General features: G+C 46.1%; 27 protein-coding genes. 15 read left to right on the top strand and 12 right to left on the bottom strand.

Going from position 1 to position 26,472, the window contains the following annotated elements; translation table 11 throughout:
• Positions 1-501: 501 nt before the first annotated feature.
• Positions 502-1,050 (top strand): gamma carbonic anhydrase family protein, encoded by a 549-nt coding sequence (locus AC5O63_RS21105; protein ID WP_494506156.1) that lies wholly within the window; start codon positions 502-504, stop codon positions 1,048-1,050.
• Here the strand turns inward: AC5O63_RS21105 and AC5O63_RS21100 are convergent.
• The 4 genes from AC5O63_RS21100 to tsaC all read right to left on the bottom strand — a co-directional run bounded on the left by AC5O63_RS21100 (position 1,043) and on the right by tsaC (position 3,714).
• Positions 1,043-1,309 carry a DUF1488 family protein gene (locus AC5O63_RS21100; protein WP_004743640.1) on the bottom strand — a complete coding sequence of 89 codons (267 nt, stop codon included), beginning with the start codon at positions 1,307-1,309 and terminating at the stop codon, positions 1,043-1,045. The genes AC5O63_RS21105 and AC5O63_RS21100 overlap by 8 nt on opposite strands.
• Positions 1,309-2,142: a shikimate dehydrogenase gene (aroE, locus tag AC5O63_RS21095; RefSeq protein WP_367938399.1), complete on the bottom strand. Its 834-nt coding sequence runs from the start codon at positions 2,140-2,142 to the stop codon at positions 1,309-1,311. The genes AC5O63_RS21100 and aroE overlap by 1 nt, the downstream gene beginning before the upstream one ends.
• Before the next feature lie 75 nt (positions 2,143-2,217).
• Positions 2,218-3,135 (bottom strand): oxygen-dependent coproporphyrinogen oxidase, encoded by a 918-nt coding sequence (hemF, locus tag AC5O63_RS21090; RefSeq protein WP_195877313.1) that lies wholly within the window; start codon positions 3,133-3,135, stop codon positions 2,218-2,220.
• 21 nt (positions 3,136-3,156) lie between these two features.
• Positions 3,157-3,714, bottom strand: coding sequence for an L-threonylcarbamoyladenylate synthase type 1 TsaC (tsaC, locus tag AC5O63_RS21085; RefSeq protein ID WP_494506155.1), 558 nt, complete (start codon positions 3,712-3,714; stop codon positions 3,157-3,159).
• 194 nt (positions 3,715-3,908) lie between these two features.
• Between tsaC and purE the strand changes: the two genes are divergently transcribed.
• Both purE and AC5O63_RS21075 read left to right on the top strand, forming a co-directional pair.
• Positions 3,909-4,394, top strand: coding sequence for a 5-(carboxyamino)imidazole ribonucleotide mutase (gene purE / locus AC5O63_RS21080; protein ID WP_069668053.1), 486 nt, complete (start codon positions 3,909-3,911; stop codon positions 4,392-4,394).
• 3 nt (positions 4,395-4,397) lie between these two features.
• A complete protein-coding gene (locus AC5O63_RS21075; protein WP_494506154.1) occupies positions 4,398-5,531 on the top strand; it encodes a 5-(carboxyamino)imidazole ribonucleotide synthase in 1,134 nt (377 codons plus the stop codon).
• A 46-nt stretch (positions 5,532-5,577) separates the two neighbouring features.
• Here the strand turns inward: AC5O63_RS21075 and AC5O63_RS21070 are convergent, their stop codons facing one another.
• The 4 genes from AC5O63_RS21070 to AC5O63_RS21055 are packed head-to-tail and all read right to left on the bottom strand — an operon-like array spanning position 5,578 to position 8,807.
• Entirely contained in the window at positions 5,578-6,162 is a 585-nt protein-coding gene (locus AC5O63_RS21070; protein ID WP_494506153.1) for a DNA topoisomerase family protein, read from the bottom strand.
• Between the two features lie 15 nt (positions 6,163-6,177).
• Positions 6,178-6,657, bottom strand: coding sequence for a DUF494 family protein (locus tag AC5O63_RS21065; RefSeq protein ID WP_038197518.1), 480 nt, complete (start codon positions 6,655-6,657; stop codon positions 6,178-6,180).
• 2 nt (positions 6,658-6,659) lie between these two features.
• Positions 6,660-7,778 (bottom strand): DNA-processing protein DprA, encoded by a 1,119-nt coding sequence (gene dprA, locus AC5O63_RS21060; RefSeq protein WP_494506152.1) that lies wholly within the window; start codon positions 7,776-7,778, stop codon positions 6,660-6,662.
• A 3-nt stretch (positions 7,779-7,781) separates the two neighbouring features.
• Positions 7,782-8,807 (bottom strand): LysM peptidoglycan-binding domain-containing protein, encoded by a 1,026-nt coding sequence (locus tag AC5O63_RS21055; RefSeq protein WP_494506151.1) that lies wholly within the window; start codon positions 8,805-8,807, stop codon positions 7,782-7,784.
• A 176-nt stretch (positions 8,808-8,983) separates the two neighbouring features.
• Here AC5O63_RS21055 and def point away from each other — a divergent pair, with 176 nt between their 5' ends.
• The 5 genes from def to AC5O63_RS21030 all read left to right on the top strand — a co-directional run bounded on the left by def (position 8,984) and on the right by AC5O63_RS21030 (position 14,722).
• Positions 8,984-9,505: a peptide deformylase gene (gene def / locus AC5O63_RS21050; protein WP_004743629.1), complete on the top strand. Its 522-nt coding sequence runs from the start codon at positions 8,984-8,986 to the stop codon at positions 9,503-9,505.
• Between the two features lie 27 nt (positions 9,506-9,532).
• The gene (gene fmt, locus AC5O63_RS21045; protein WP_494506150.1) at positions 9,533-10,480 is read left to right on the top strand and encodes a methionyl-tRNA formyltransferase; all 948 of its coding nucleotides are present in this window, start codon (positions 9,533-9,535) and stop codon (positions 10,478-10,480) included.
• A gap of 72 nt (positions 10,481-10,552) precedes the next feature.
• Positions 10,553-11,833 carry a 16S rRNA (cytosine(967)-C(5))-methyltransferase RsmB gene (rsmB, locus tag AC5O63_RS21040; RefSeq protein ID WP_494506149.1) on the top strand — a complete coding sequence of 427 codons (1,281 nt, stop codon included), beginning with the start codon at positions 10,553-10,555 and terminating at the stop codon, positions 11,831-11,833.
• 57 nt (positions 11,834-11,890) lie between these two features.
• On the top strand, positions 11,891-13,267 hold the full coding sequence (gene trkA / locus AC5O63_RS21035) for a Trk system potassium transporter TrkA (protein WP_004743626.1): 1,377 nt from the start codon (positions 11,891-11,893) through the stop codon (positions 13,265-13,267).
• A gap of 9 nt (positions 13,268-13,276) precedes the next feature.
• Positions 13,277-14,722 carry a TrkH family potassium uptake protein gene (locus AC5O63_RS21030; protein WP_171325385.1) on the top strand — a complete coding sequence of 482 codons (1,446 nt, stop codon included), beginning with the start codon at positions 13,277-13,279 and terminating at the stop codon, positions 14,720-14,722.
• Here the strand turns inward: AC5O63_RS21030 and trhA are convergent.
• Positions 14,719-15,372 (bottom strand): PAQR family membrane homeostasis protein TrhA, encoded by a 654-nt coding sequence (gene trhA, locus AC5O63_RS21025; protein WP_239827172.1) that lies wholly within the window; start codon positions 15,370-15,372, stop codon positions 14,719-14,721. The two genes, AC5O63_RS21030 and trhA, sit on opposite strands and share 4 nt — an antisense overlap.
• Positions 15,373-15,463: 91 nt before the next feature.
• The gene (locus AC5O63_RS21020) at positions 15,464-16,261 is read right to left on the bottom strand and encodes a sporulation protein (protein ID WP_004743623.1); all 798 of its coding nucleotides are present in this window, start codon (positions 16,259-16,261) and stop codon (positions 15,464-15,466) included.
• Between the two features lie 292 nt (positions 16,262-16,553).
• Here AC5O63_RS21020 and AC5O63_RS21015 point away from each other — a divergent pair, with 292 nt between their 5' ends.
• From AC5O63_RS21015 to AC5O63_RS20995, 5 genes are all read left to right on the top strand, one after another.
• Complete coding sequence (locus tag AC5O63_RS21015) at positions 16,554-16,721, top strand: hypothetical protein (protein WP_171325389.1); 168 nt, start codon at positions 16,554-16,556, stop codon at positions 16,719-16,721.
• Between the two features lie 98 nt (positions 16,722-16,819).
• Complete coding sequence (locus AC5O63_RS21010) at positions 16,820-17,086, top strand: YihD family protein (protein ID WP_494506148.1); 267 nt, start codon at positions 16,820-16,822, stop codon at positions 17,084-17,086.
• Between the two features lie 527 nt (positions 17,087-17,613).
• Positions 17,614-19,032 carry a cytochrome c oxidase accessory protein CcoG gene (ccoG, locus tag AC5O63_RS21005; protein WP_004743620.1) on the top strand — a complete coding sequence of 473 codons (1,419 nt, stop codon included), beginning with the start codon at positions 17,614-17,616 and terminating at the stop codon, positions 19,030-19,032.
• A gap of 55 nt (positions 19,033-19,087) precedes the next feature.
• On the top strand, positions 19,088-20,074 hold the full coding sequence (locus AC5O63_RS21000) for a serine/threonine protein kinase (protein WP_494506157.1): 987 nt from the start codon (positions 19,088-19,090) through the stop codon (positions 20,072-20,074).
• Positions 20,075-20,099: 25 nt separating this feature from the next.
• Positions 20,100-20,702 carry a thiol:disulfide interchange protein DsbA/DsbL gene (locus AC5O63_RS20995; RefSeq protein ID WP_494506147.1) on the top strand — a complete coding sequence of 201 codons (603 nt, stop codon included), beginning with the start codon at positions 20,100-20,102 and terminating at the stop codon, positions 20,700-20,702.
• Positions 20,703-20,753: 51 nt separating this feature from the next.
• On the opposite strand, the gene yihG is transcribed toward AC5O63_RS20995, so the two are convergent.
• Positions 20,754-21,638 carry a 1-acylglycerol-3-phosphate O-acyltransferase, YihG family gene (gene yihG, locus AC5O63_RS20990; protein ID WP_494506146.1) on the bottom strand — a complete coding sequence of 295 codons (885 nt, stop codon included), beginning with the start codon at positions 21,636-21,638 and terminating at the stop codon, positions 20,754-20,756.
• A gap of 181 nt (positions 21,639-21,819) precedes the next feature.
• Between yihG and AC5O63_RS20985 the strand changes: the two genes are divergently transcribed.
• A complete protein-coding gene (locus AC5O63_RS20985) occupies positions 21,820-22,800 on the top strand; it encodes a DUF2860 domain-containing protein (RefSeq protein WP_494506145.1) in 981 nt (326 codons plus the stop codon).
• A gap of 27 nt (positions 22,801-22,827) precedes the next feature.
• Here AC5O63_RS20985 and AC5O63_RS20980 read toward each other — a convergent pair whose 3' ends face one another.
• On the bottom strand, positions 22,828-24,351 hold the full coding sequence (locus AC5O63_RS20980) for a YifB family Mg chelatase-like AAA ATPase (protein WP_494506144.1): 1,524 nt from the start codon (positions 24,349-24,351) through the stop codon (positions 22,828-22,830).
• Between the two features lie 474 nt (positions 24,352-24,825).
• Here AC5O63_RS20980 and ilvG point away from each other — a divergent pair, with 474 nt between their 5' ends.
• Complete coding sequence (ilvG, locus tag AC5O63_RS20975; protein ID WP_494506143.1) at positions 24,826-26,472, top strand: acetolactate synthase 2 catalytic subunit; 1,647 nt, start codon at positions 24,826-24,828, stop codon at positions 26,470-26,472.

Genomic DNA, 26,472 nt, shown 5'->3' with positions numbered 1-26,472 from the left:
AAGATTTTGTTCGGCTCAATGAATACTGAACATTACATAAAGTAATGTTTGAATTGACTGTGCTGAATCCGAAGATTCAATGGTCACTTCGTTTCATTGAAACCTAAATTGATACCGAAGTATCTATTTGGATTATCATCAACGAGTGCCCACACAGATTGATAGGTTTATATTGTTAAAGAGCTTTCTTCTTTGTGACTCACATCACTTCGGAAGAGGCGGTCATTTTAGCGAGATAAAGTTTAGTGTCAACCACTTTTTTCAAACTTTTTTCAAGCGTTTCCGCTTGGCTAATTGACCTTGCTAACTGGGCTCTCGTTTCTTTCGAAGCGTTCCCGTGTCAGCGAGGGGGCATTATAGAGATCGCCATCACATTGGCAAGCCCTTTTTTCAGTTTTTTTTGATTTTTTTATTGTTTGAGTATTTTCTATTCAAAACGACCTATTTTTGCCACTTTTCTACCCCTACCATGGCAAGATTCCCTCTATATAAGGAGAAAAAATGAGTTCTCTACGCAGTTACAAAGGTATTGCTCCGCAATTAGGTGAAAGAGTCTATATAGATAGCAGCTCAGTATTGGTTGGCGATATTCGTATTGGAGACGACTCCAGTGTCTGGCCGCTCGTTGCAGCGCGAGGTGATGTAAACCATATTCATATTGGTCATCGCACCAATATCCAAGACGGCAGTGTGCTTCATGTCACCCACAAGAATAAAGAAAACCCTGACGGCTACCCGCTGCTCATTGGTAATGATGTCACTGTTGGACACAAAGTAATGCTACACGGCTGCACGATCAAAGATCGAGTGCTAGTTGGAATGGGGGCGATTGTCTTAGATGGTGTGGTAATAGAAGAAGAGGTAATGATAGGTGCTGGGAGTTTAGTTCCCCCAGGTAAAATTCTGGAAAGCGGTTATTTGTACGTAGGTAGCCCTGTTAAGCAAGCACGTCCACTCAATGAAAAGGAACGCGCGTTCTTACAAAAATCGGCAGATAACTATGTGCAGAATAAAGAAGACTACCTACACCAAGTAGAAGATATTAACTAACAACTTCTATCCAACCTTGTGAATTAAATTCTTCATCTTCTATTAACTCTTCAGCAAGCTCTTCAAGGTCAAAACGGTATTGAGAAAATACTTCGAGAGCTTGCTGCTCATTCTCAACCGTTTGACCTGACAACTTCTCTAGTTCCGTTTTACTGACTAGGCACTGAATCAGCGCCCCAGCTTGCTGCGCAGAAAACAACACCGCTTGCTTATCTTCATCCCATGATTGGATATCAGGAAAAAGAATAGATTGGTTCATTACATGCCCTCTAGGTTTTTTCTCAGTTCACGCAAAATCTGCTTTGTACCAGGCCTTAGTCCACGCCACAACATAAAGCTTTCTGCTGCCTGCCCTACCAGCATGCCTAGACCATCATATATCTTGATTGCGCCATTATCTGTTGCCCACTGATTGAAGGTCGTTTTCCCTGCACCATACATCATGTCGTAGACCGTGCTTTGAGGTGAGAAAATAGCGCTAGAGATAGCGGGTAGCTCACCACTTAAGCTCGACGATGTTGAGTTAATAATCAAATCAAAGCTCTCGGACACAGCATCCATTGGCTGGGCAGAAATCTTTCCATAAGGCTGAAACATTTCTACCAACTGCTGCGCTTTAGCATAGGTACGATTGGTGACCACAATTTCAGCTGGTTGCTGATCGAGTAATGGTTTAATCACACCTCGCGCTGCACCACCAGCCCCAATCAGCAGAATACGAGCCCCTTTTAGCATAACCTGATATTGCAACAAGTCTTGGACAAGCCCTTCGCCATCAGTGTTGTCGCCTAGAATCTCACCATCATCAAGTTTTTTTAGCGTATTAACTGCACCTGCTAGCTGCGCGCGCTCGGTGACACGATTCGCAAAACGGAAAGCGTCTTCTTTAAATGGCACAGTGACATTGCACCCTTTGCCACCCTCGGCAAAAAACTCACTCGCAGCTTGGACAAAAGCATCGGTTGCCGGACTCTGAGTGGTATAGGTCAAAGACTGATTAGTTTGACGAGCAAATAGCGTATGAATAAATGGTGATTTACTTTGGGCGATTGGGTTACCAAAAACAACGTAGTTGTCTATTTGCTGAGTCATATCCTTACCTATCAGAAACAAAAAGGGCCAATGCGGAACATTGACCCTATCACTATCTATATAAGGAGGAAAGTATTACCACTCTCTCGGTTTAAGGTAATGATCATACAGCTCAGCCTCTGGAGAGTTTGGCTCCACTTGGTAAGCGTATTCCCATCGAGCGAGTGGCGGCATAGACATAAGAATAGACTCTGTGCGGCCTCCGCTTTGTAAGCCAAACAATGTGCCACGGTCAAAGACTAAGTTGAACTCCACGTAGCGCCCACGACGATACAACTGGAACTGGCGTTCACGCTCACCGTACTCAGTCTCTTTACGACGTTCAACAATCGGTAGGTATGCCTGGCAATAGCCCTCACCAACCGCTTTAATATAGTCAAAACACTTATCAAACTGCCAATGATTGAGATCATCAAAGAATAAGCCACCAACCCCACGAGTTTCATCTCGGTGAGGTAAGTAGAAGTATTTGTCGCACCATGCTTTATGCTCCGAGTAAACGCCTTCGCCAAACGGTGCGCACACTTCTTTCGCTGTGTTGTGCCAATACTGCGCATCTTCTTCAAATGGGTAGAAAGGTGTTAGATCGAAACCGCCTCCAAACCACCAAATCGGCTCCTCACCCTCTTTTTCTGCAATAAAGAAACGAACGTTGGCATGCGACGTAGGTACATATGGGTTGTTTGGATGCATAACCAAGGAGACACCCATCGCTTCGAAACGACGTCCCGCTAATTCAGGGCGATGCGCCGTGGCAGAAGCTGGCATTTCTTTACCTTGCACATGAGAAAAGTTCACTCCACCTTGCTCAAACACAGCACCATCTTTCATCACACGAGTACGCCCACCACCACCTAGCTTCTCTCCAGGCTCGCGATGCCATGCATCTTCAACAAATACCGCTTGTCCATCTGCCTCTTCAAGCTGCTGACAAATTGAATCCTGAAGATCCATTAAAAATTGCTTTACCGTTTGTTTATCTATGGCTGACATACAACTTCCTTTACTGCAGGGTTATCCCTGTCTTAATACTTGTAGTGATTGAGCATCACGAATTTCGCTAGGCTTTTCTCTGCCACCTGTTTGGCCTTCAAGTACCGCAATCTGATCATAACCAAACTGCAAATAAACTTCTTCACTTGTCTTACATGGTGGCTGACCGGACAAGTTTGCGCTGGTAGAGGTTAACGGCTTTCCGAATGCATTACACATCTTTTGTACCAAAGGATGATCCGTCACTCGCACTGCTATCGATTGATGTTGACCAGATACCCACCGAGATACGCGATCACTCGATGGCATTATCCAAGTGATCGGCCCTGGCCAACTCTGTTTGACCCTGATTAGCTGTTCTTGAGTCAGCTGAGATTCATCGATATACGGAATTAACTGCTGGTAACTCGCCGCGATAAGAATGAGCCCTTTATCGACCGGGCGCTGCTTAAGATCCAGTAGCTTACGCACTGCTTCACTATTATCGGGATCACAACCCACGCCAAAGACTCCTTCGGTTGGATAAGCGATCACTTCACCATCCATCAAAGCGTTCAGTGCTTGATTAAAGTTTTCCACTTAGTCACACCTTAGTAATTCTCTACAGGCTTAAGTCTACAAACAATCTCAATCCGAGACTAAAGCTATTTATTAATAAATTCCCAAGCTAAGTATTTCACCACGACGCAAACGTTTGCTTAAGTATAAAATCTCCGTATAATGCGCTCAAAATGTTTGCTCACCAATTCTATGCAGCTTTGAAGGAGTTTGAGATGAAAGTCGGTATCATCATGGGTTCTAAATCAGATTGGCCAACCATGAAACTAGCAGCAGAAATGCTCGATAGATTCGGGGTTGAGTACGAAACTAAAGTGGTTTCTGCACACCGTACCCCTCAACTTCTTGCAGACTATGCAAACAGCGCTAAAGAGCGTGGTTTAAAAGTAATCATTGCTGGTGCTGGCGGTGCTGCGCACTTACCAGGCATGGCAGCAGCCTTCACTTCACTGCCAGTTCTAGGTGTTCCAGTTCAGTCTCGCGCACTTAGTGGTCTAGACTCTCTATACTCCATCGTGCAAATGCCAAAAGGTATTGCTGTTGGTACTTTGGCTATCGGCGAAGCGGGTGCGGCAAATGCAGGTATTCTCGCTGCGCAAATTCTTGGTACACATGATGAAGCTGTAATGGCGAAAGTTGAAGCTTTCCGCGCTGAACAGACAGAAACGGTTTTAGCGAACCCAAATCCTGCAGAGGACTAAGTCATGCATGTTTTAGTGCTAGGTGCTGGTCAATTAGCTCGCATGATGTCACTGGCTGGCGCGCCGCTTAATATTGATATCTCAGCATATGACGTTGGCAGTAAAAATATCGTTCATCCACTCACGCAGACTGTGATTGGCCACGGACTTGAAAACGCCATCGCTCAAGCGGATGTTATCACCGCTGAGTTTGAGCATATCCCTCACGATATTCTGGCAATCTGCGAGCAAAGTGGAAAGTTCTTACCTTCGACTGAGGCGATAAAAGCAGGCGGCGATCGCCGTATCGAGAAGCAGTTGCTTGATGACGCAGATGTACGCAATGCAAAGTACTTTGTAATCAATACACGTGAAGACTTTGACCAAGCCATTGCACACGTTGGCATCCCTATGGTGCTAAAAAGTGCGCTTGGCGGATACGATGGAAAAGGTCAGTGGCGTTTAAAAGATCCAGCTCAAATCGAGACCATTTGGACGGAAATGGCCGAGTGCATTGCTGCATCTGAAACTCAAGCGATCGTAGCTGAAGAGTTCGTGCCATTTAACCGTGAAGTTTCCCTAGTTGGTGCACGCAGCGAAGATGGTAGCGTTGCCGTTTATCCATTGGCTGAAAATGTTCACACCAACGGTGTACTGACTCTGTCTACTGCCATCGCAGATACTGAGCTGCAACAACAAGCAAAACAGATGTTTACTGCTGTCGCCAATAAGCTCGATTACGTTGGTGTATTAGCCCTTGAGTTTTTCGATGTCGACGGCACCTTGCTGGTCAATGAGATTGCCCCACGGGTGCATAACTCTGGACACTGGACTCAACAAGGTGCAGAAACTTGTCAGTTTGAAAATCACTTAAGAGCGGTATGCGGCTTACCACTAGGCAGCACTAAACTGATTCGTGAAACTTCAATGATTAATATCTTGGGTGAAGATACCTTACCGAGTGAATTACTCGCGATGGATGGGGTGCACATTCATTGGTATGGCAAAGAGAAGCGTACGGGCCGCAAAATGGGTCATATTAACGTGTGTGGTGATTACAGCGGTGAACTGCAGCGTAAACTGTGTGCACTTGCCGATCTGTTAGATGAACAAGCATTTCCTGCTGTTCATGAGTTTTCCGCAAACTTCGCCCAATAACTCAGTTTATAGATAGCAAAAACGGCGCTTGATGCGCCGTTTTTTATTATTCAGATTGTGTGTGATGACACTTTCGGTCGGCACACTGCCTTTTGACTCCACTGGCGAGCTTCTTCTCAACTAACAGTGGAAAACCACATTTCTCACACTGACCTGAAATCGGCGGCTGATTGACAGCAAACTTACATTTCGGATAGTTGTCACAGGCATAGAAAACCTTACCAAAGCGAGTTTTACGCTCCACTAACTGGCCTTTATTGCACTCTGGACAAGTATGGTGTTCCGGCTGCTGCAGTTCTTGCTTAGGTTGATCTAAAGACTCGATGTGATTGCACTGCGGGTAATGACTACAGCCAATAAACATCCCATAGCGCCCCTGACGAAGAACCAGCTCGTTACCACATTCAGGGCAAGCAACACCGAGCTCTTTAACGATGTGACCGTCGTTCTGATGCAAGGGTTTAATGTAGTCGCACACAGGGTACTGATCGCAACCTAAGAAAGGACCATGTTTACCGTGGCGAAGGTGAAGTTCACCTTCGCGCTGTTCACTTTGGCATTTAGGACAAGCTTGGTGTTCTAGCGCATGTTCATGGGCTGAAAACAGCTGATGATCAATTTTATTGCTCATATCAACTCTGAAAGGTTAGTGAAGGATACCTTGTTCTTTGGTATACAGCAGCTCTTCCATAAGTGTGTATGCATTCTCGTTGCCTGGTACATTAAATAGCACCATAAGCACAATCCATTTCAGATCATCAAGCTCAAACTCGTCGGTCTCTAGGCCCATAATGCGATCAATAACCATCTCCCGAGTTTCAGTCGTGAGGACGTTAACTTGCTCTAAGAAGGTCAAAAAGCCACGGCACTCTAGACTTAAGCGCTCACACTCTTTCGTTGTATAAATACGAGTCGAGTTCGACGTGCTGCACACCGAAATCGCAGAGTGGGTTTCACTTTGCTGCAGTGCTGCTAGCTCTTCTAGCCAGACAAGGGCTTTGTAAATGTCTTTTTGATGAAAGCCTGCGCGAAGAAGCTCTTCTTCTAGCTCATCTTGATTGACTTGTAACTCTGCATCGCTATGGATGTAGGTTTCGAATAGATACATTAAGATATCCATCATCATAGCTAGCCCCTCCCCTTTCGAATATAGCCACCGGAAACTGCAACAACATGCCCTGAAAGCTCAAGCTCCAAGAGCTGCATCATGACGTCCTGCACAGGTATATTGGTCCTGTTTGCAAGAATATCAACTGGTATAGCCTTACTTCCTACGTTAGCTAACAGCAGAGGAAATGGCAATTCTTCTTTACTATCTATTTCCTCGAAAAGTTCATTTTGAATCGGTGGCTTACTGGAATTAGACCAGCGTAAAAGCGTCTCTATTTCATCAACTATGTCCTGAACTCGCATCACCAAACACGCACCTTGCTTAATCAACAGGTTACAGCCGCGTGCATTTGAATCGTGGATAGAACCCGGAATAGCAAACACGTCACGCCCTTGCTCTATGGCATAGCGCGCCGTAATCAAGGAGCCACTTTTCTCTGCGGCTTCAACCACCAGCACTCCAACAGAAAGGCCACTAATAATTCGATTGCGGCGCGGAAAATGATCGGCTTTAGGCTTCGCTTTAGGATGAAACTCCGAAACTAGCGCCCCTCCAGAATCAAGAATTCTCCTAGCAAGTTCACGATGTCTAGCTGGGTAAATAGTTTCTAAACCGCTGCCGAGAACAGCGAGTGTACGTCCTCCTCCTTGCAGCGCTCCATCATGGGCGTAGCCATCCACGCCAAGGGCCAAACCACTTGTGACCGTCAGACCTTGCTCAACCAAAGCCCGAGCAAAGCTTCGCGCGGTATTGAGCCCTTCAGGACTGGCATTGCGACTACCGACCATCGCAATTTGAGGTTCAGACAAGCCGTTCACCTCTCCTTGAACGAATAAAACCGGAGGAGAGCCTACCGCCTGTTCAAGTAATGCCGGGTAACTGCTCTCTTGCTTAGTAATGATATTGTGTTGAGCAGATTGTTGTTGCCACTCAAAGCACTGCGCAACCTCTTTCGCCGCACGGTTCTTTAGATAGTTAGCCTGTTGTGCGCTTAATCCAAGGGCTAAAAGCGCAGGAAGGTCAGATTGAACAATGTTTAATGGTGAGTCTATTGCGAGCAGGCGAGAAAAGGTTTTCGGACCGACTCTAGGGGTAAAGTTGAGCGACAGCCATGCCGCGAGCTCTTCATTGGTCACCAATTACCGACTCCTTGGGGAGTGAACCTTGGTCTCGATACTGACCGCTTCTGAACTGTCGGTAATGATCGCGATACTAAAATGCTGATAAGGACGGACAACCATCATGTGGCCAATACGTCTATTAGGTAAAGGTATTGATGAGTTGTTTGTACGATGAGTAACGTCACTAGCGCCTGAGTTAAACAGTTCAAACACGCTGCCTTGTTTAACACCATCTAACTCGCCACGATTAACCACCACAGCTTGGTCTTTACCAACGTAATGGCTATCTTCAACCGCTCCGAGAATCTCAACCTTATCAATTTCTGCAGAGACAGGGGTTAAGCTTAGCGAAGTGGTTGAGTTTGAAGGTTGTAATATTGGCATAGCGATATCGCCCGCCACTACTTCATGACTTTGCTTGGTCAAACGCAGCGAGGAGTAGTGCTCATCACTGGCAACAAGTTGCCCATGAGCTATTTTTCTTATCACTTTGGCGCTTTTATCTGCTCGTTTAAACTCATTCATTAAACGATAGATTCCCCACTCTTGAGCGACTTGGTGAGCCGAAATATAGATGACGTTTTGTGAATCCATCAGCTGATTTCCGGTGCTATTGCCAATTACTCGACTCATTTCATGAATTGCTTCCCCCTCCAACAACAGATCGTGTTCAATGAAAGGTTGGACATACTGCGGTTTAATGGCCGAGACGGGGTGTTTTGCTCGTTGGTGAATAGCAGGCGTCAAACTGACCACAGGTTTTAAAGTCAGTTTTGGTTGCCCTTCTCGCCACACGAGGGTCAATTTATCTCCGGGAAAGATCAGATGCGGGTTTACTATGTTCGAATTTAATTGCCATAAGCGCGGCCACTGCCACGGGCTTTCGAGATACAGTGCTGAAATATCCCACAAGGTGTCACCTTTGACGACGGTATAAGTCTTCGGTGCTTGTTTGTTAATCGATAGAGCCCCTTCTTGAGCACTGACCCCATTAACGATCGTCACCAACACGACAACAAACAGACCTCGCCAAATACGTAACATGTTTCGACTCCCTATCAGCGACCTATCCTTACGGCATTCCCTGTTAAACTGAGTGTTAACAACAAAGAGAAGCAGCTCAAAAAGCGCATTGATGCTGTCATTTGGGGTATAAAATGTCTAGAATTGAGCCAACGAGGTTTATCCTGATTCGGCACAGTTCAACATTTCGAGTGTATATGTCTGTATTACAAGTATTAACATTCCCAGATGATCGTCTTCGCACCGTGGCTAAGCCGGTAGAAGAAGTGACACCTGAGATTCAAAAGTTCGTTGATGACATGATTGAAACCATGTACGACGAAGAAGGTATTGGTCTGGCAGCAACCCAGGTTGATTTCCACCAACGTATCGTTGTTATCGATATTTCTGAAACACGTGATGAGCCTATGGTTCTGATTAACCCAGAAATCTTAGAAAAACGCGGCGAAGATGGTATCGAAGAAGGCTGTCTGTCTGTCCCTGGCGCACGTGCATTAGTGCCACGCGCAGCGGAAGTGACGGTAAAAGCACTTAACCGTGATGGTGAAGAGTACACATTTGAAGCTGATGATCTATTAGCTATTTGTGTTCAGCATGAGCTTGACCACTTAGAAGGCAAACTATTTGTTGATTACCTTTCGCCTTTAAAGCGCAAGCGTATTCAAGACAAGCTAGCTAAAATCAAGCGCTTCAACGAGAAGAATGCAAGCAAAGCCTAAACGCTAATTAAATAGAAGGAAGGTACCTTGAGCAAACCTTTGAAAATTGTTTTTGCTGGTACTCCGGATTTCGCCGCCCGTCACTTGGCGGCGTTGTTGTCTTCGGAGCACGATGTCATTGCTGTATACACTAACCCTGACCGACCTGCAGGTCGTGGTAAGAAACTGGCAGCGCCACCTGTTAAGCAATTAGCCCTTGAGCATAATATTCCCGTTTATCAGCCAGAAAACTTTAAGTCTGATGAAGCCAAACAAGAGCTGGCAGATTTAAACGCAGACATCATGGTGGTGGTGGCTTACGGCATGCTACTTCCACAAGCGGTGCTTGATACGCCAAAGCTAGGCTGCATTAACGTTCACGGTTCAATTCTGCCACGCTGGCGTGGTGCTGCGCCGATCCAACGCTCTATTTGGGCGGGAGACGCAGAAACAGGCGTGACCATTATGCAAATGGATATCGGCTTAGATACCGGTGATATGCTCAAAGTGGCGACTTTGCCAATTGAAGCTAGCGATACCAGTACTTCTATGTACGAAAAGCTGGCAGAACTTGGCCCACAAGCATTAGTTGAATGTTTAGTAGATATTGCGCTAGGTAAAGCGGTACCAGAGAAACAAGACGATGCACTGGCAAACTACGCTAAGAAATTGAGCAAAGAAGAAGCCCGCATTGACTGGAATGACGACGCTACACATATCGAGCGCTGCGTTCGTGCTTTCAATCCTTGGCCAATGAGTCACTTTATCGCTGCTGAGAACAGCATCAAAGTGTGGCAAAGCCGTGTCGATGAGCAGTCAACAACTCAACCTGCTGGCACTATCTTGCAAGCAGATAAAAGCGGTATCTACATTGCTACTGGCAATGGCGTACTGGTTTTAGAACAACTACAAGTTCCAGGTAAGAAAGCGATGTCTGTTCAAGATATCTTGAACTCTCGTGCAAGCTGGTTTGAAGTCGGCACTCAGCTGGTTTAAACATATTCTCCCTTATCGGGAAACGTACATTTTGAGGGTGGAGACACCCTCCCTTAATTTAAGGTATTCATCATGAATGTTCGCGCTGCTGCAGCCAACGTCCTATTCCAAGTGGTCGACAAAGGCCAATCTCTTTCACACGCATTACCTGCGGCGCAAAAGACTATCAGACCAAGAGACCATGCACTGTTACAAGAGATCTGTTATGGCGCGCTACGTTACTTGCCACGTTTGGAGTCTATTGCTAACGAGCTAATGGAAAATCCACTCAAAGGGAAAAAGCGTGTTTTCCACCATCTTATTTTGGTCGGAATTTACCAACTGAGTTTCATGCGTATTCCAGCACATGCTGCCGTCGCAGAAACGGTTGAAGGAACTAAGACGTTGAAAGGCCCAAGCCTACGCGGCCTAATCAATGCGGTACTGCGCAGCTACCTTCGTGAGCAAGAAGAGCTAGATGAAAAAGCAGTTAGCCACAACGCTGGCAAATATGGTCACCCAAATTGGCTGCTTAACATTCTACGTGAGAGCTACCCAGAGCAGTGGGAACAATTAGTCGAAGCGAACAATAGCAAAGCGCCAATGTGGCTGCGTGTAAATCGCCAGCACCATAATCGTGATGAATATCTAGAACTGCTGAAAGATGAAAACATTGAATGCAGCATTCACCCAGAAGCTGCTGATGCCATAAAATTGGCCTCGCCTTGTGACGTGACTCTTCTTCCAGGTTTCGATCGTGGCTGGGTATCGGTACAAGACGCTGCTGCTCAATTGTCAGTAAACTATCTGCAGCCACAAAATGGTGAGTTGATTCTTGATTGTTGTGCAGCGCCAGGCGGTAAAACCGCGCATATTCTTGAGCATACGGAAGATACCGAAGTGGTTGCAATTGATTGTGACGCTAAACGTCTTGATCGCGTCTATGACAACCTAGAACGTCTTCAACTGCGTGCCGATGTGATTTGTGGTGACGCTCGCTACCCTCAAGAGTGGTGGACAGGCGAAAAATTTGACCGCATTCTACTTGATGCACCTTGTTCAGCAACGGGCGTTATTCGTCGTCACCCAGATATTAAGTGGTTACGTCGAGCAAACGACATTGACGCCTTAGCTGAGCTACAAAGTGAAATTATGGATGCAATGTGGAGCCAATTGAAGGTGGGCGGGACTATGGTTTACGCCACTTGTTCAATTACTCCAAAAGAAAACGTACTACAAGTAAAAGCTTTCCTTGAGCGCACTGATAACGCAACCTTAGTGGGTTCTGATATCAACAATCCAGGACGCCAAATCTTACCTGGCGAAGAGGATATGGACGGCTTCTACTACGCAGTGTTAATCAAAAACGCGTAATACAGTTAGGCGGTGACATTAGTCGCCGCCTTTTCAGTAGTTAAACGAGATTAGTGTATGAAAATCATCATCCTTGGTGCAGGTCAGGTTGGCGGCACACTGGCGGAAAACCTAGTTGGCGAGAACAACGACATCACCATTGTAGACCGCAACTCAGATCGTCTGCGCGAGCTGCAAGATAAATACGACCTACGTGTCGTGAATGGTTACGCTAGCCACCCAGATGTGTTGCGTGAAGCCGGCGCTCAAGATGCTGACATGTTGGTAGCTGTCACCAATATGGATGAAACCAATATGGCTGCCTGTCAGGTGGCCTTCACACTGTTTAACACTCCTAACCGAATTGCGCGAATTCGCTCTCCGCAGTACCTGTCTGAGAAAGAAGCTTTGTTCCAGTCGGGCGCTGTACCCGTCGATCACTTAATTGCACCAGAAGAGCTAGTCACTAGCTACATTGAACGCTTGATTCAATACCCAGGGGCACTGCAAGTTGTGAGCTTTGCTGAGCAGAAGGTAAGCTTGGTTGCCGTAAAAGCCTACTATGGTGGACCACTAGTTGGTAATGCACTCTCAGCCCTACGTGAGCATATGCCACATATCGACACGCGCGTTGCGGCGATTTTCCGCCAAGGCCGACCAATTAGACCACAGGGCACCACCATCATTGAAGCTGACGATGAAGTCTTCTTCGTTGCAGCAAGTAATCACATCCGCTCAGTAATGAGTGAGCTACAACGTCTTGAGAAGCCTTACCGCCGTATTATGATAGTTGGAGGCGGTAACATTGGTGCTAGCCTTGCTCGCCGCTTAGAACAGCTCTACAGCGTTAAACTGATTGAACATAGCTACCAACGTGCGGAAAAGCTGTCAGAAGAGCTAGAAAATACCATCGTATTCTGTGGTGATGCGGCAGATCAGGAACTCCTTGCTGAAGAAAACATCGATCAGGTCGATGTGTTTATCGCTCTCACCAACGAAGATGAAACCAACATTATGTCTGCCATGCTTGCGAAACGCATGGGAGCCAAAAAAGTGATGGTACTGATTCAGCGCGGTGCTTATGTCGACCTTGTACAGGGTGGCGCTATCGATGTCGCGATTTCACCACAACAAGCGACGATTTCTGCATTGCTGACCCACGTTCGTCGTGCCGATATTGTTAACGTATCCTCACTGCGCCGAGGGGCTGCAGAAGCAATCGAAGCCATTGCACACGGTGACGAAACCACATCGAAAGTTGTTGGTCGCGCGATTGGTGATATCAAACTTCCACCAGGTACCACCATTGGTGCAATTGTCCGTGGCGAGGAAGTGCTGATTGCCCACGACCGTACCGTTATCGAACAAGATGACCATGTGGTGATGTTCTTGGTCGACAAGAAATACGTCCCAGACGTAGAAGCCCTATTCCAACCGAGTCCGTTCTTCCTTTAGGCAAGGGTTATGGTCAATTTCCGTCCTGTACTGTTTGTTATCGGGCTAGTGTTATCTAAGCTAGCCCTGTTCATGTACGTACCAACATTGGTCGCTTTCATCACTGGTACGTCTGGATTTTTAGAGTTTGGCCAAGCTGTTATCATTACTCATACCGCCGCTTTTGCCTGTTTGACGATTGGCCGCACCAAACAATTTAAGCTAAGTGTGCGCGATATGTTCCTCATCACCAGTTTGGTTTGGACCATCGCCAGTGCGTTCGCAGCGCTACCTTTTGTGTTTATTAATCACATCAGCTTTACCGATGCTTACTTTGAAACCATGTCGGGCATCACAACCACAGGCTCAACCGTACTCAGTGGCCTAGATAACATGGCACCGAGCATTTTATTATGGCGCTCGATACTGCAATGGTTAGGTGGGATTGGCTTTATCGTGATGGCGGTTGCGGTACTGCCTATGCTTAACGTCGGTGGTATGAAACTCTTCCACACCGAATCATCCGATTGGTCAGATAAAAGCAGCCCGAGAGCCAAAACAGTGGCAAAGAACATTGTCGCAGTTTACCTATCACTGACGGGTTTATGCATAGTTGGCTACCTTCTAACGGGTATGAATCTGTTTGAAGCAATAAACCACGCCTTTACCACCTTATCCACCGGTGGCTATTCCACATCAGATGGCTCGATGAACCATTTCTCTAATGGTGCGCATTGGGTAGCGACACTATTTATGTTTTTGGGTGGCTTGCCGTTCTTACTGTTTGTTGCAGCAATTCGAAAACGCCGTCTCAATGAATTAGTCAAAGATGCGCAAGTGCGCGGATTTAGCTACTTGTTCTTGGTTAGCAGCTTAATCATCGCAGCTTGGTTAGTGATTAGAGATGGTTATGCCGTTTTAGATGCGCTTCGGGTATCCATGTTCAACATTGTCTCAGTGGTTACCACGACAGGCTTTGGCTTGGAAGATTTCACCGCCTGGGGTGCACTTCCTACCACCTTGTTTGCATTCCTGATGATGGCAGGAGCCTGTTCAGGTTCAACTGCGGGCGGGATTAAAATCTTCCGTTTTCAGATTGCCCTGACATTGCTTAACAAGCAGATGATGAAACTTATCCATCCTTCTGGGGTATTTGTTCAACGTTACAACCAACGTCCTGTGAACGATGATATCGTCCGTTCGGTTGTCGCCTTTGGTTTGACGTTTTTTATCACCATCATTGCGATTGCTGGTGGCCTCAGCGCCATGGGACTCGACCCAATTACCAGTATCTCAGGCTCTATTACTGCGGTTGCCAATGTTGGACCGGGTATGGGGTCAGTCATCGGTCCAACTGGTAACTTTGCCCCACTGCCAGACGCCGCTAAGTGGCTACTAAGCCTTGGAATGTTGATGGGAAGGCTAGAAATTTTGACCTTGCTTGTCCTGTTTTTCCCAGCCTTCTGGCGACGTTAAACGGGATCAACGTACAGATAAATAGCGAAGAAATGGCAAGCGCATCCTGCTAGAACAAATCCGTGCCAAATAGCATGATTGTAAGGGATGCGTTTTGCGACGTAGAAGATCACTCCCAGTGAGTAAATCACTCCCCCTGCGGCAAGCAGAGTTAACCCACCAACCGATAAGTTCATCGCCAATTGATAAATCACAATCAGAGATAACCAGCCCATGGTTAGATAGGTCACTAAAGAAAGCTTCTTAAAACGGTAGACAAAGGCAAGCTTCATAATGATGCCGAACAGAGCAATGCTCCAGATCACTACCATAAGCCCTATCGCTAGCGGTGTACGTAGGCTCACCAGTAGAAATGGCGTGTAGCTACCCGCAATCAACAAGTAGATAGCGCAGTGGTCAAAGGTTTTTAATGCTCGTTTGGCTCGCTTATAAGGAATCGCATGGTAGAGCGTAGAGGCAAGAAACAGCACTATCATGCTGCTGCCATAGATACTCATACTGGTGATTGTTAGCGTATCTGCATTGTTTTCGGTCGATTTGAGTAAGAGTAAAACCAAGCCAACAATACTTAACACCATACCTAGAGCATGGGTCAGCGTATTAGCGAACTCTTCTTTCGTGCTGTATTCAGCGGGAGGATTAGCAGACATGCGTGCCCTACTCTGAGTAAATATGGAATAATTACTCAAGAGTATGGCACATTAAGCTTACACTTGTAAGCTGAAAGTTTTTAAGTTTTGCTTAAGAATGCTCATCCAAGTAGGCAATCACTTGTGCACCCGCCTCTTGCGCAGATGTATGGAGAGGAATTTCCATTTGACGCTTCAAGTCGCCAATCCCTAGCAAGCTCGCAAGCATACCCTTGGCGCCTTCACGGTGACGATCGATCTCAAACCACATCTGTAGCTTATCGTCAGTTCGATACGCTACTACTTCAAGCTCTCGCCATCGGCCATGAAAAGGCCCTGTGGTCGGAACAAATTCAAACTCTTGGACAAACGGCATCGCAAAGCCATCAACTTCTTCACACTCTACCTGACGAATACGCAAACCTTGCTCTTCAAGTGCGGTAAATATGCCATCAAGTAGCGGATCAGGCCTGACGGTTAGAATGTCTTTGTCGGTTGGATCTTTTGCCATCGCTATATCTAAGCCTGTTTCCAACCATACCTTAGAGTCGCCAATGGTAACGGGCGTGTTCCACGGCACATCGAGCTCGATTTCAAAGTCACGCGTTTCACCCGGATTAATAGTAAAAGCGTAAGGCAGTGACCACTTAGCTAAGGCATAACTTGTCGGGACTCGACGCATGCGCCCGGCATTGTGCTTATCCTTATCTGGATTGGCTGGCACCTCTTTGATATAGCGACAATAGAGCTTGAGATCGATATTATCGATCTCTTGTGCTGTCGACCCACCATAAACATGAATCGTAATATTTACTTTTTGTCCCGGGTACAAAACCTCTTGCTGCAAAACAGAGTCTACCTTTGCAGATCCAATACCAAAACTGGCCAGGGTTTTCTTAAATAACGACATCAACACCTCCTTGGCACGTACGAAACCATTAAATTACTTTCATACTAATCTGGTTTACTGTCTCACTACTACAGACATCTTCACATAATTGTAGCGAATCGCAATCGATTAGATATCGACCAATCCGACTGATAATGCTAATCTATTTATTGATATGCGTGCATATCAATATTCCTAATTAATTGTTCGGATTGGCGTGAGCCAGAAGAGCCAAACTTCAGCAATGAAGCAAACTCATAATTAATTAGGCCATTACATTGGCAATGGATATGCCTGACAGTTAGGTAACTGAATGCGCCCAACAACAGTCAGGTTTTCGCACACAAATCGTAGTGCGATGCGTCGCCGTAGTGGATTCGTTTCTGCTCCTGTGGCAAAAAAATCAGCTCCAGCAATGACTTTAGTAGAGAAGACCGCCGTTATGGCAACTGCTCCTGCTAAGGTTATCAAGGCAGCCTAATTAAAAAGCGCAGTGCTGACTGCGCTTTTTTCTTACCTTCATTTCATCTATTTGATACCTTTAGCAGCAAATCATTATAAATATTGTGGAGAAAGCCAATGAAGTGTCACCGTATTGAGGAGCTACTAGAGCTACTTGAACCTGAATGGCAAAAAGATCAGGAACTTAACCTGCTACAGATGATCGTTAAGCTCGCTCAAGAAGCAGGCTATGAAGGCAAACTAGAAGATCTGACAGACGATGTTCTTATTTACCATCTAAAAATGCGCAACAGTGATAAAGATGAAATGATTCCTGGTTTGAAGAAAGACCAAGAAGATGATTTTAAAACGGCGATTCTGCGTGCCCGTGGTCTTCTTGACTAGCAGAGAGCAATTTTCTTGAAAGCGACCTTGAGTCGCTTTTTTTATACTCATTTGGTAACAAAGACAAAAACTGTTAGGTCATTTATTTATAGAACTGTACTGATCTTTGTTGTTAAAGGTTGATAGCCTTAAAGAAATGAAAATGTTATTGCGTATATAATCGCCGTCCATAAGTATTTACTAAAATATTATAATCAAATAGCAATGTGTAGGGGCTGCTTACCTTTCGAGATGATTTTTGCAGCAATTTTGTGGGTTCTTTATACAAGGCAGAGGCTTTGAAATGTAGTTATCCTACCTAATAAGCCGATAACGCAGTAGAAAGGAACCACAAACGCTGCCCGAAGGGTTCGGCTAAAAGCGTTTTACTCTTTGTTGAGAGGTATTTTGCTTAGAATGACTAGGCGGCAAACCTCTCGCCGTGATTAAAACGCTTTTATCTCGAACAAAATTTAACCACGAAAGATAAACAGCCCCTAGTGTGAGAACAATAGAAATCTCACCGTTTAGCTCAAGAAGGAAGCGCAATGAGTCAGGATAAAATCGATATCAAAGATGTGACTCCCAAGACCTTTAACCCTAAGGCCCATAAAAACAAAGGGGACAGGTTTAATCCCAGCAACCGAATCTATGTTCGCGAGAGTAAAGGTACCTTTCAACAGCTACGTCGTTATGGCGGCTGGTTCTTACTGGTTTTCTTCGCTCTTATTCCTTGGATACCTTATGGCGAACGCCAAGCTATCTTGCTCGACTTTGGCAATCAGCAGTTTAACTTTTTCGGCACCACACTTTATCCGCAAGACTTAACCCTGCTTGCACTGCTATTTATGATTGCCGCCTTTGGTCTCTTTTTCCTCACCACTTTCTTAGGTCGAGTTTGGTGTGGCTACCTATGCCCACAAACGGTGTGGACCTTTATGTATATTTGGTTCGAAGAAAAACTAGAAGGCAGTGCCAACAAACGCCGCAAGCAAGATTCAGGTAAGCTCACAGCCAATCTAGCAATGCGCAAAGGTGTAAAACACTTAGCTTGGTGGGCAATTGCTCTTGCTACTGGCTTCACCTTTACCGGTTATTTTGTACCGATCAAAGACCTAGTGGTTGGTTTCTTCACCTTTAATGCCGAATTCTGGCCAGTATTCTGGGTTCTATTCTTCGCCGGCTGTACTTACGCCAACGCAGGTTGGATGCGCTCTATTATGTGTGTTCACATGTGTCCTTACGCTCGTTTCCAATCAGCCATGTTCGACAAAGATACCTTTATCGTCGGCTACGATAGCAAACGTGGCGAAACGCGCGGTCCTAGATCACGCAAAGCCGATCACAAAGCTCTGGGCTTAGGTGACTGTATTGACTGTGACCTTTGTGTTCAGGTTTGCCCAACCGGTATCGATATCCGTGACGGCCTACAGTATGAATGTATTAACTGTGGTGCTTGTATTGATGCCTGTGACAAAACCATGGATCGCATGGGCTATGAAAAAGGCCTGATTAGCTACACCACGGAGCACCGCCTCTCTGGCAAGCATACTAAGGTCGCGCGTCCAAAACTGCTCGGTTATGGCGCAGTACTATTAGTGATGATTGGCTTGTTCTTTGTTCAGGTTGCCAGTGTCGACCCGGCAGGTTTGAGCGTCCTTCGTGACCGTAATCAGTTGTTCAGAGTCAATGGCTTAGGTGAAGTAGAGAATACCTACACCCTGAAAATCATTAATAAAACTCAACAAGAACAAGAGTACAAACTCAGCGTTGAAGGCCTAAGTGATGTCTCTTGGTATGGCAAACAAACCATTCAAGTTGAACCGGGTGAAGTCCTTAACCTGCCAATGAGTTTAGGCGTCAATCCTGACAATCTCAGCTCTTCAGTTTCAACAATTCAGTTTATACTGTCCGATAGCGAAGACTTCACTATTGAGGTAGAAAGCCGCTTTATTAAGAAACTCTAAGCGCACTCTACTCACAGATATGGAAAGAGGCTCAGCAATGAGCCTCTTTTATTTTATGACACAGCAAGCCTTTAACTTTGATGCGTTAACACCTGATTTTATGTGGTATGCCCTCGAAAGCATTGGTATTCGAGCGGAATCTGGATTTCTGGCCCTTAACAGCTATGAAAACCGCGTCTACCAATTTACCGATGAAGAACGCCAACGTTATGTGGTTAAGTTTTATCGTCCCGAGCGTTGGAGCTTAGAACAAATTCAAGAGGAACATGACTTTACCCTTGAACTGATTGAGTCTGAGATCCCCGTTGCTCCACCTGTAATTATTAACGGTCAAACTCTCCACCAATATCAAGGCTATCTGTTTGCCCTATTTGCAAGTGTTGGTGGGCGCCAGTTTGAAGTCGATAACCTAAAGCAACTCGAAGGGGTTGGGCGCTTTTTGGGTCGCATTCATAAAGTTGGCTCTAAGCAAGTATTCCAACACCGCCCTACCATCGGGCTCGAAGAATACGTCTATCAGCCGCGCAAGTTACTGGAGCAATCTCAGTTTATTCCGATGCATCTCGAAAATGCGTTTTTTAACGACCTCGATTTACTGATCAAATCTCTAGAGAACCACTGGGATGACTCAACCAGCCTGATACGTTTGCATGGTGACTGTCATCCAGGAAACATTCTTTGGCGCGACGGCCCAATGTTTGTTGACCTAGATGATTCTCGTAACGGTCCTGCTATTCAAGATTTATGGATGCTGCTCAACGGTGAGCGAGCAGACAAGCTGATGCAGTTGGATATTCTGCTAGAGGCGTATCAGGAGTTTAATGACTTCAACAGCAATCAATTGAAACTTATTGAGCCGCTGCGTGGTCTACGTATGGTGCACTATATGGCATGGCTAGCAAAAAGGTGGCAAGATCCTGCTTTTCCTCTCGCTTTCCCTTGGTTCAATGATCCAAAATACTGGGAGAGTCAGGTACTTGCTTTTAAAGAGCAGATTTCTGCACTGGATGAACCACCACTTTCACTTATGCCACAGTGGTAAGAAAATCGACAACATGGAGTCAAGAATGAAAAAGCTGTTTGCACTAGTTGCTACACTGATGTTGAGCCTATCTGCTCACGCTGCGCAGTTCAATCAAGGTGAGCACTACAAAGTGCTGGATTTAGAAGCCTCAAAGAAACCAACCGTAACGGAGTTTTTCTCTTTCTACTGCCCGCACTGTCACTCGTTCGAGCCTATCATTCAGCAGCTTAAAACTAAGCTACCTAAAGAAGCTAAGTTCCAAAAGAATCATGTTTCTTTTATGGGTGGCAACATGGGTGAGTCAATGAGCAAAGCTTACGCGACCATGATTGTACTGAAAATCGAAGACAAGATGACGCCCGTGCTATTTAACCGCATCCACAATATGCGCAAAGCACCTAAAAATGATGAAGAACTGCGTCAAATCTTCTTGGATGAAGGTGTCGATGCGAAGAAATTCGACGCGGCATTTAACGGCTTTGCAGTAGATTCAATGGTTCGTCGCTTCGACAAACAGTTTAAAAACAGCGGCCTATCAGGTGTTCCAGCGGTTATTGTTAACAACAAGTACCTAGTCGAAGCTGGCTCTATCACCTCAGTAGATGAATACTTTGCCTTGGTCAATTACTTACTAACGCTAAAGTAATCACCAAATAAAAAGGGAGCAAACGCTCCCTTTTTTAATCTTTAAATTTAACTATTTATCCTGATGGACTTGCTGCAACAATTCATCTTTCTGTTGCCAAACATCGCCTAACCACTGCTGAAACTGGCGCTTGTATGGCTTGTCATTAAAGTAATCGCCTCGCACTTGCTCATCCACTGGCAAGACTTTAGTGCGAACAACAATCTTAGTCATGCGACCCATTAGAGCATCTTTAAACGGTTTTTGTGTATTTTCAGGATACGCTAACGTGACATCAATAATACTCTCAAACTGATCGCCCATCGCGGCTAGCGTATAAGCTATCCCACCTGTTTTAGGTTGCAGAAGATATTGGTAACCCGCTTTGCTTTTGCGCTGTTTGTCTGCAGTAAAGCGCGTCCCTTCCACATAGTTCACAACCGTTGTAGGTGTGTGCTTGAACTTAGCACATGAACGACGAGTCGTTGCCAAATCTTGCCCACGTTTCTCTGGATGACGAATAAGATATTCGCGTGAATAGCGACGCATAAATGGCATATCGAGAGCCCAACAAGCCATACCGATAAAAGGCACATAAAGCAGTTGCTGCTTGAGAAAAAACTTAGGCATTGGAATGCGATCTTTGAACACGCAGCACAGTACAACAATATCTGTCCAGCTAAGGTGGTTACTGATCATCAAGTACCAACCATCTTTTTTCAGTTCATCGCCGCCTTGAATATCCCACTCAATTCGGTTCGAAACGTTAAGAATGGCGGAGTTTATCGTTGCCCATAGCCACATGATCTTATTGGCAAGCTGGGTACCTTTTGCTTTGAGTACAGCACTTGGCAAAACAAACTTAAAAACGGCCACCACGCAAATAGCTATCGAGCAGGCTGCGGAGTTCAAGATGACCAAACTAACATTCAGAACAAGGAGTAAATGTGCCAACATACGCTTAATAAGTGAGATTTAATGAAAAATTTATAAACATTCATTTATGAATAATAAAACAGCGTGTAATTATACAAGCCATTGGAAAGTTTGAAACTAATCTAACTATGGTCAGAGTTGTTAGAGCACACTTCGACCTCAAGGCAATCAGTCACTAGGTTTACACCATGGAGAACCCGTAATGACCACAAAACCAACCCTTATTGCTCTTGCTGTATTGAGCACACCTGCAATGGCTCAGCTCTCTGATTCAGCGGGGATCAGCGGCGAGATATCGCTCAGTGCCGGTTATACCTCTTCAACCTCCAACTTTAATACCGACACTAATGCGACCATTACCGACAATACCCAAAAGGGGCAAAGTGATAGCAGTGTGTTAGCCTTGCCATTAGGGAGTGTTGCTTACACCTTTGGTAGTCAACTCGACAAGCAGTTCTATGTTGGTACATCTCGTGAAGATATTGCTGTCGGTACCTTAGCGTTAGAACTAGGCTATAAGCAACAGTTGGCAAATGGAACAGTGATTGACGCCTCTTTCCTACCGACCATTATGTCTGGTGAAACTTGGGCCGATCCTTTCCAAACTAACTCAGCTCGTAGTGTCACCGATGAGAAAGGCAATGCGTATCGTGTTAAATTTAGCAATATTGCCAACTCTGGTTTTAGTCTAGATACCGCATATGCGATCAAAGATATTGAGAATGAACGCTCTGGATTAGACTCAAATTATGTATCGTCAGCAGGCCTACTCGAACGAGATGCGACATCGATCTATGTAAAAGGTGATTATAAGCTGCACCTCGATCGCGCTACCTTCTTAGTTCCATCCCTCACTTACATTAAAACGGATGCCGACGGCGATGCTAACTCTCTCACCTCTTGGGGCGGCGAGCTTTCGCTATTTAAAGTCATCAATCGCCATCAATTCGCACTTACTGCCGGCTACACCAGTAAAAGCTATGATGCTTCACACCCTGTTTACAACAAGGTCCGTGAGGATGACGAGTTTAGCTTGTTCGCTGCGTACGAATATCAGCAGTTTATGGGTTGGCAGAACTGGTCGTTGATCTCGTTTGCTGGCTATGGTCAGAGTGACTCCAACATCGACTTCTATGATGAAGACCAGATGATCTTCTCTGTCGGTGTAAACTACCAGTTCTAACAACACTAGCCCGCAAATGCGGGCTTTTTATACTGCTTGAGCCGTTAGTTGGCGCAGTAAACGATCCATCGCCCGATAGCCTAGTGCTTCGGCAAGATGATTGCGCTCAATATGGCTTGCCCCCTCTAAGTCAGCAATTGTACGCGCGACCTTAATAATGCGATGATAAGCACGAATCGATAGACCCAGTCGATGCAATGCGGTTTCCAAAAACTGCGCGTCTTGCTTATGTAAGGGGCAGTAGCGTTCGATTTCTCGACTGCCTAATAAGGCATTCACCTTACTCGCTCGTGACAACATTTTCTCACGCGCTATCAACACCCGCTCACGCACAATCTGAGTCGATTCGCCTCTTTCGCCCCCTTCCGCTAACGTCCCCTTTGGTAGCGCTGGGATTTCCAGAGACATATCAAAGCGATCAAGTAATGGACCAGATAAACGGCTTAAGTAGCGCAGAATAGTTTGCGGATTGGCTCGTGATTGGTTGCCTTCGTAGTATCCGGTGGGGCTCGGATTTAATGCCCCAACCAACTGAAACCTAGCCGGAAAGCGCGTCTTGCCTTGGGCTCGTGAGATAATAATCTCCCCAGATTCCAGTGGTTCACGCAACGAATCGAGTACTTTGCGTTCGAACTCTGGCATCTCATCGAGAAACAATAATCCATTGTGCGCCAAAGAGATCTCTCCCGGTCTTGGAATAGAGCCTCCTCCCACCAGTGCCGCCATCGAACTTGAGTGATGCGGGGCGCGAAAAGGACGCTGCTTCCAATTGTGGGCATTGATTTCTTGTTGGGTTAGTGAAGCTACCGAAGCCGATTCAAGCGCCTCACTATCTGACATATCGGGCAGCAAGTCGCACAAGCGCGACGCCAACATGGTTTTTCCTGTCCCAGGAGGGCCAAGAAACAACAAGTTGTGATTGCCTGCGGCAGCTATCTCCAAAGCACGCTTGCCTTGCTGCTGCCCGATAATATCTTGCAGATCTCTCTGGCTACTCGGTGCTACACAGCGCTGCGTTGTTTGATGTAACGAGAGTTTTTGTTGTCCACACAGATCGGCACACACTTCAAGTAGGCTTTGCGCCGATTTATGTCTTTCAGCACCAACTAAAGCCGCCTGATCACCATTACTATGGGGGACCACTAAACTGCGCTCAACTCGGTTGGCAGCCAACGCCGCGGGTAACACGCCTTTCACCCTTCTCAGCTCTCCAGATAAAGCAAGCTCGCCAATAAACTCTTGATTATTTAGCTCATTAACAGGAATTTGCTCCGACGCCGCTAAGATGCCTAATGCTATCGGCAGATCGAATCGACCGCCTTCTTTAGGTAAATCAGCAGGCGCGAGGTTGACTGTGATTCGCTTAGCTGGAAATTCAAAGCGTGAGTTGATGATCGCACTGCGCACTCTGTCGCGAGACTCTTTAACCGTAGTTTCAGGTAGTCCAACCAAGGTAAATCCGGGCATACCATTACTGATATGCACTTCTACCGTCACTGTTGGTGCCTCTACCCCGACGCAAGCTCGGCTGTGAATGATCGCTAATCCCATACCAAGCTCACTTGTTGTCTGACCATTATTTATCCCCCTGATAGTTCGTCTATTTTGTTATCAAGGTTGTTATATAGCTTGGCGAGATGCTGAAAGAATGTGAAAAAAGAATGAGTTTTTGCTTGTCATGCGGCGGAATTGTATGTTACCACTAGAGACGCAAACAATTTCGTGCCCATATAGACACAGATAACTAAAGAAATAATAAATGAACTTCAACGCCCGCATTAACGCACTGATTGCCCTGATTATCGTGGTCATTATTGATTCCGCGCGGGGTAGAGTGGGCGAAAGATAACCACAGATTCAAAAAAACCCCCGCACTGAAAAGTCCGGGGGTTTTTTACAATTAGTACGCTGAAAATTTGGCAGACATAAATTAAAGCTCAGAAAAACAAGAGCCGTAGGAAGAATGGGAGCGCACATGACGTGCAACACAACACAACATCAAGCAATGCATAAAGGGGGCTCACAATGACAGGTGCCGAGTTAGTCGTTGCCGCCCTAAAGCAGCAAGGTATTAAAACCGTATTTGGTTACCCAGGTGGGGCCATCATGCCAATCTATGATGCCCTCTATGATGGTGGCGTCGAACATATCCTTTGTCGACATGAACAAGGCGCAGCGATGGCCGCAATTGGTATGGCTCGCTCAACTCAGGACGTCGCGGTCTGTATGGCAACATCAGGGCCGGGGGCGACCAACCTAGTCACAGGTCTCGCCGATGCCTTTATGGATTCAGTTCCACTGGTTGCGATCACAGGTCAGGTTGCCAGCTCTCATATCGGTACTGACGCGTTCCAAGAAATTGATGTGATCGGTATGTCGCTAGCGTGTACCAAACACAGCTATCTAGTAACAGATATCAATGAACTGGCGCCAACACTTGCTGAAGCCTTTGAAGTGGCGAAAACAGGTCGTCCAGGCCCAGTAATCGTTGATATCGCCAAAGATGTTCAGCTAGGCCAAGCACCTGTAAACCTTCTTCCTCCTTTTTCTCCACCAGCGATGCCTGTGGCAAGCCAAGAGGCTATTACCCAAGCACAAGAGCTGCTTTCTCAAAGCTCTCGTCCGGTACTTTATGTCGGTGGTGGTGTTCAGCTTGGTCACGCAACGGACTCAGTACGAGAGTTCCTACGTTTAAACCCAATGCCTTCTGTCAGCACCCTGAAGGGGCTAGGTACGATTGAGCGACATGATCCTCACTATCTAGGTATGCTGGGCATGCACGGTACTAAAGCGGCCAACCTAGTCGTACAAGAGTGTGACCTTTTGATTGCTGTTGGCGCCCGCTTTGATGACCGAGTGACTGGCAAGCTCGACACCTTTGCGCCAAATGCTAAGGTGATTCACATTGACATTGATGCCGCAGAGATTCACAAGCTGCGCCAAGCCAATGCGCCAGTACGTGGTGAAATCCCTGCTGTTCTTCCTCAACTAGAGCTGACTCAAGACATTACGCCTTGGGTTAAACACAGTGAAAGTCTCCGTAGTGGTTTCAAGTGGCGCTACGACCACCCAGGCGATCTTATCTATGCTCCAGGGTTATTGAAGCAGCTATCTGATCTCATGCCGGACACTTCGATTGTTTCTACCGATGTAGGCCAACACCAGATGTGGGCAGCGCAACACATTCAACCACGCGAGCCACAAAACTTCATTACGTCCGCTGGACTAGGCACTATGGGCTTTGGCCTTCCAGCAGCAATGGGAGCAGCGGTTGCTCGACCTGATGATCAGTCTATCCTTATCACAGGTGATGGCTCATTTATGATGAACATCCAAGAGCTAGGCACACTGAAGCGTCGTCAGATTCCGGTCAAAGTCGTTTTACTCGATAACCAGCGTTTAGGCATGGTTCGCCAATGGCAATCGCTGTTCTTTGATGGTCGCCACAGTGAAACCATTCTTGATGACAACCCGGACTTTTTGATGCTAGCAAAAGCTTTTGATATTCCTGGTAAAGTGATCACTAAAAAAGAAGAAGTTGAGCCAGCTCTTAAAGAAATGCTAGAAAGTAAAACCTCATACTTACTTCATGTTTTAATCGACGAAGAAGAAAACGTATGGCCACTTGTACCACCAGGTGCATCAAACAATGACATGCTGGAGAACACCTAA

Source organism: Vibrio sp. SCP2 (assembly GCF_059295395.1).
This window is presented reverse-complemented; position numbering and strand designations above follow the sequence as displayed.

Bases quoted from the DNA above. Each gene is read 5' to 3' on its own strand.
- AC5O63_RS21105 (WP_494506156.1), top strand. From the start codon at position 502: ATGAGTTCTCTACGCAGTTACAAAGGTATTGCTCCGCAATTAGGTGAA.
- AC5O63_RS21100 (WP_004743640.1), bottom strand. From the start codon at position 1,309: ATGAACCAATCTATTCTTTTTCCTGATATCCAATCATGGGATGAAGAT.
- aroE (WP_367938399.1), bottom strand. From the start codon at position 2,142: ATGACTCAGCAAATAGACAACTACGTTGTTTTTGGTAACCCAATCGCC.
- hemF (WP_195877313.1), bottom strand. From the start codon at position 3,135: ATGTCAGCCATAGATAAACAAACGGTAAAGCAATTTTTAATGGATCTT.
- purE (WP_069668053.1), top strand. From the start codon at position 3,909: ATGAAAGTCGGTATCATCATGGGTTCTAAATCAGATTGGCCAACCATG.
- AC5O63_RS21075 (WP_494506154.1), top strand. From the start codon at position 4,398: ATGCATGTTTTAGTGCTAGGTGCTGGTCAATTAGCTCGCATGATGTCA.
- AC5O63_RS21070 (WP_494506153.1), bottom strand. From the start codon at position 6,162: ATGAGCAATAAAATTGATCATCAGCTGTTTTCAGCCCATGAACATGCG.
- AC5O63_RS21065 (WP_038197518.1), bottom strand. From the start codon at position 6,657: ATGATGATGGATATCTTAATGTATCTATTCGAAACCTACATCCATAGC.
- AC5O63_RS21055 (WP_494506151.1), bottom strand. From the start codon at position 8,807: ATGTTACGTATTTGGCGAGGTCTGTTTGTTGTCGTGTTGGTGACGATC.
- def (WP_004743629.1), top strand. From the start codon at position 8,984: ATGTCTGTATTACAAGTATTAACATTCCCAGATGATCGTCTTCGCACC.
- rsmB (WP_494506149.1), top strand. From the start codon at position 10,553: ATGAATGTTCGCGCTGCTGCAGCCAACGTCCTATTCCAAGTGGTCGAC.
- trkA (WP_004743626.1), top strand. From the start codon at position 11,891: ATGAAAATCATCATCCTTGGTGCAGGTCAGGTTGGCGGCACACTGGCG.
- AC5O63_RS21030 (WP_171325385.1), top strand. From the start codon at position 13,277: ATGGTCAATTTCCGTCCTGTACTGTTTGTTATCGGGCTAGTGTTATCT.
- trhA (WP_239827172.1), bottom strand. From the start codon at position 15,372: ATGTCTGCTAATCCTCCCGCTGAATACAGCACGAAAGAAGAGTTCGCT.
- AC5O63_RS21020 (WP_004743623.1), bottom strand. From the start codon at position 16,261: ATGTCGTTATTTAAGAAAACCCTGGCCAGTTTTGGTATTGGATCTGCA.
- AC5O63_RS21015 (WP_171325389.1), top strand. From the start codon at position 16,554: ATGCGCCCAACAACAGTCAGGTTTTCGCACACAAATCGTAGTGCGATG.
- AC5O63_RS21010 (WP_494506148.1), top strand. From the start codon at position 16,820: ATGAAGTGTCACCGTATTGAGGAGCTACTAGAGCTACTTGAACCTGAA.
- ccoG (WP_004743620.1), top strand. From the start codon at position 17,614: ATGAGTCAGGATAAAATCGATATCAAAGATGTGACTCCCAAGACCTTT.
- AC5O63_RS21000 (WP_494506157.1), top strand. From the start codon at position 19,088: ATGACACAGCAAGCCTTTAACTTTGATGCGTTAACACCTGATTTTATG.
- AC5O63_RS20995 (WP_494506147.1), top strand. From the start codon at position 20,100: ATGAAAAAGCTGTTTGCACTAGTTGCTACACTGATGTTGAGCCTATCT.
- yihG (WP_494506146.1), bottom strand. From the start codon at position 21,638: ATGTTGGCACATTTACTCCTTGTTCTGAATGTTAGTTTGGTCATCTTG.
- AC5O63_RS20985 (WP_494506145.1), top strand. From the start codon at position 21,820: ATGACCACAAAACCAACCCTTATTGCTCTTGCTGTATTGAGCACACCT.
- AC5O63_RS20980 (WP_494506144.1), bottom strand. From the start codon at position 24,351: ATGGGATTAGCGATCATTCACAGCCGAGCTTGCGTCGGGGTAGAGGCA.
- ilvG (WP_494506143.1), top strand. From the start codon at position 24,826: ATGACAGGTGCCGAGTTAGTCGTTGCCGCCCTAAAGCAGCAAGGTATT.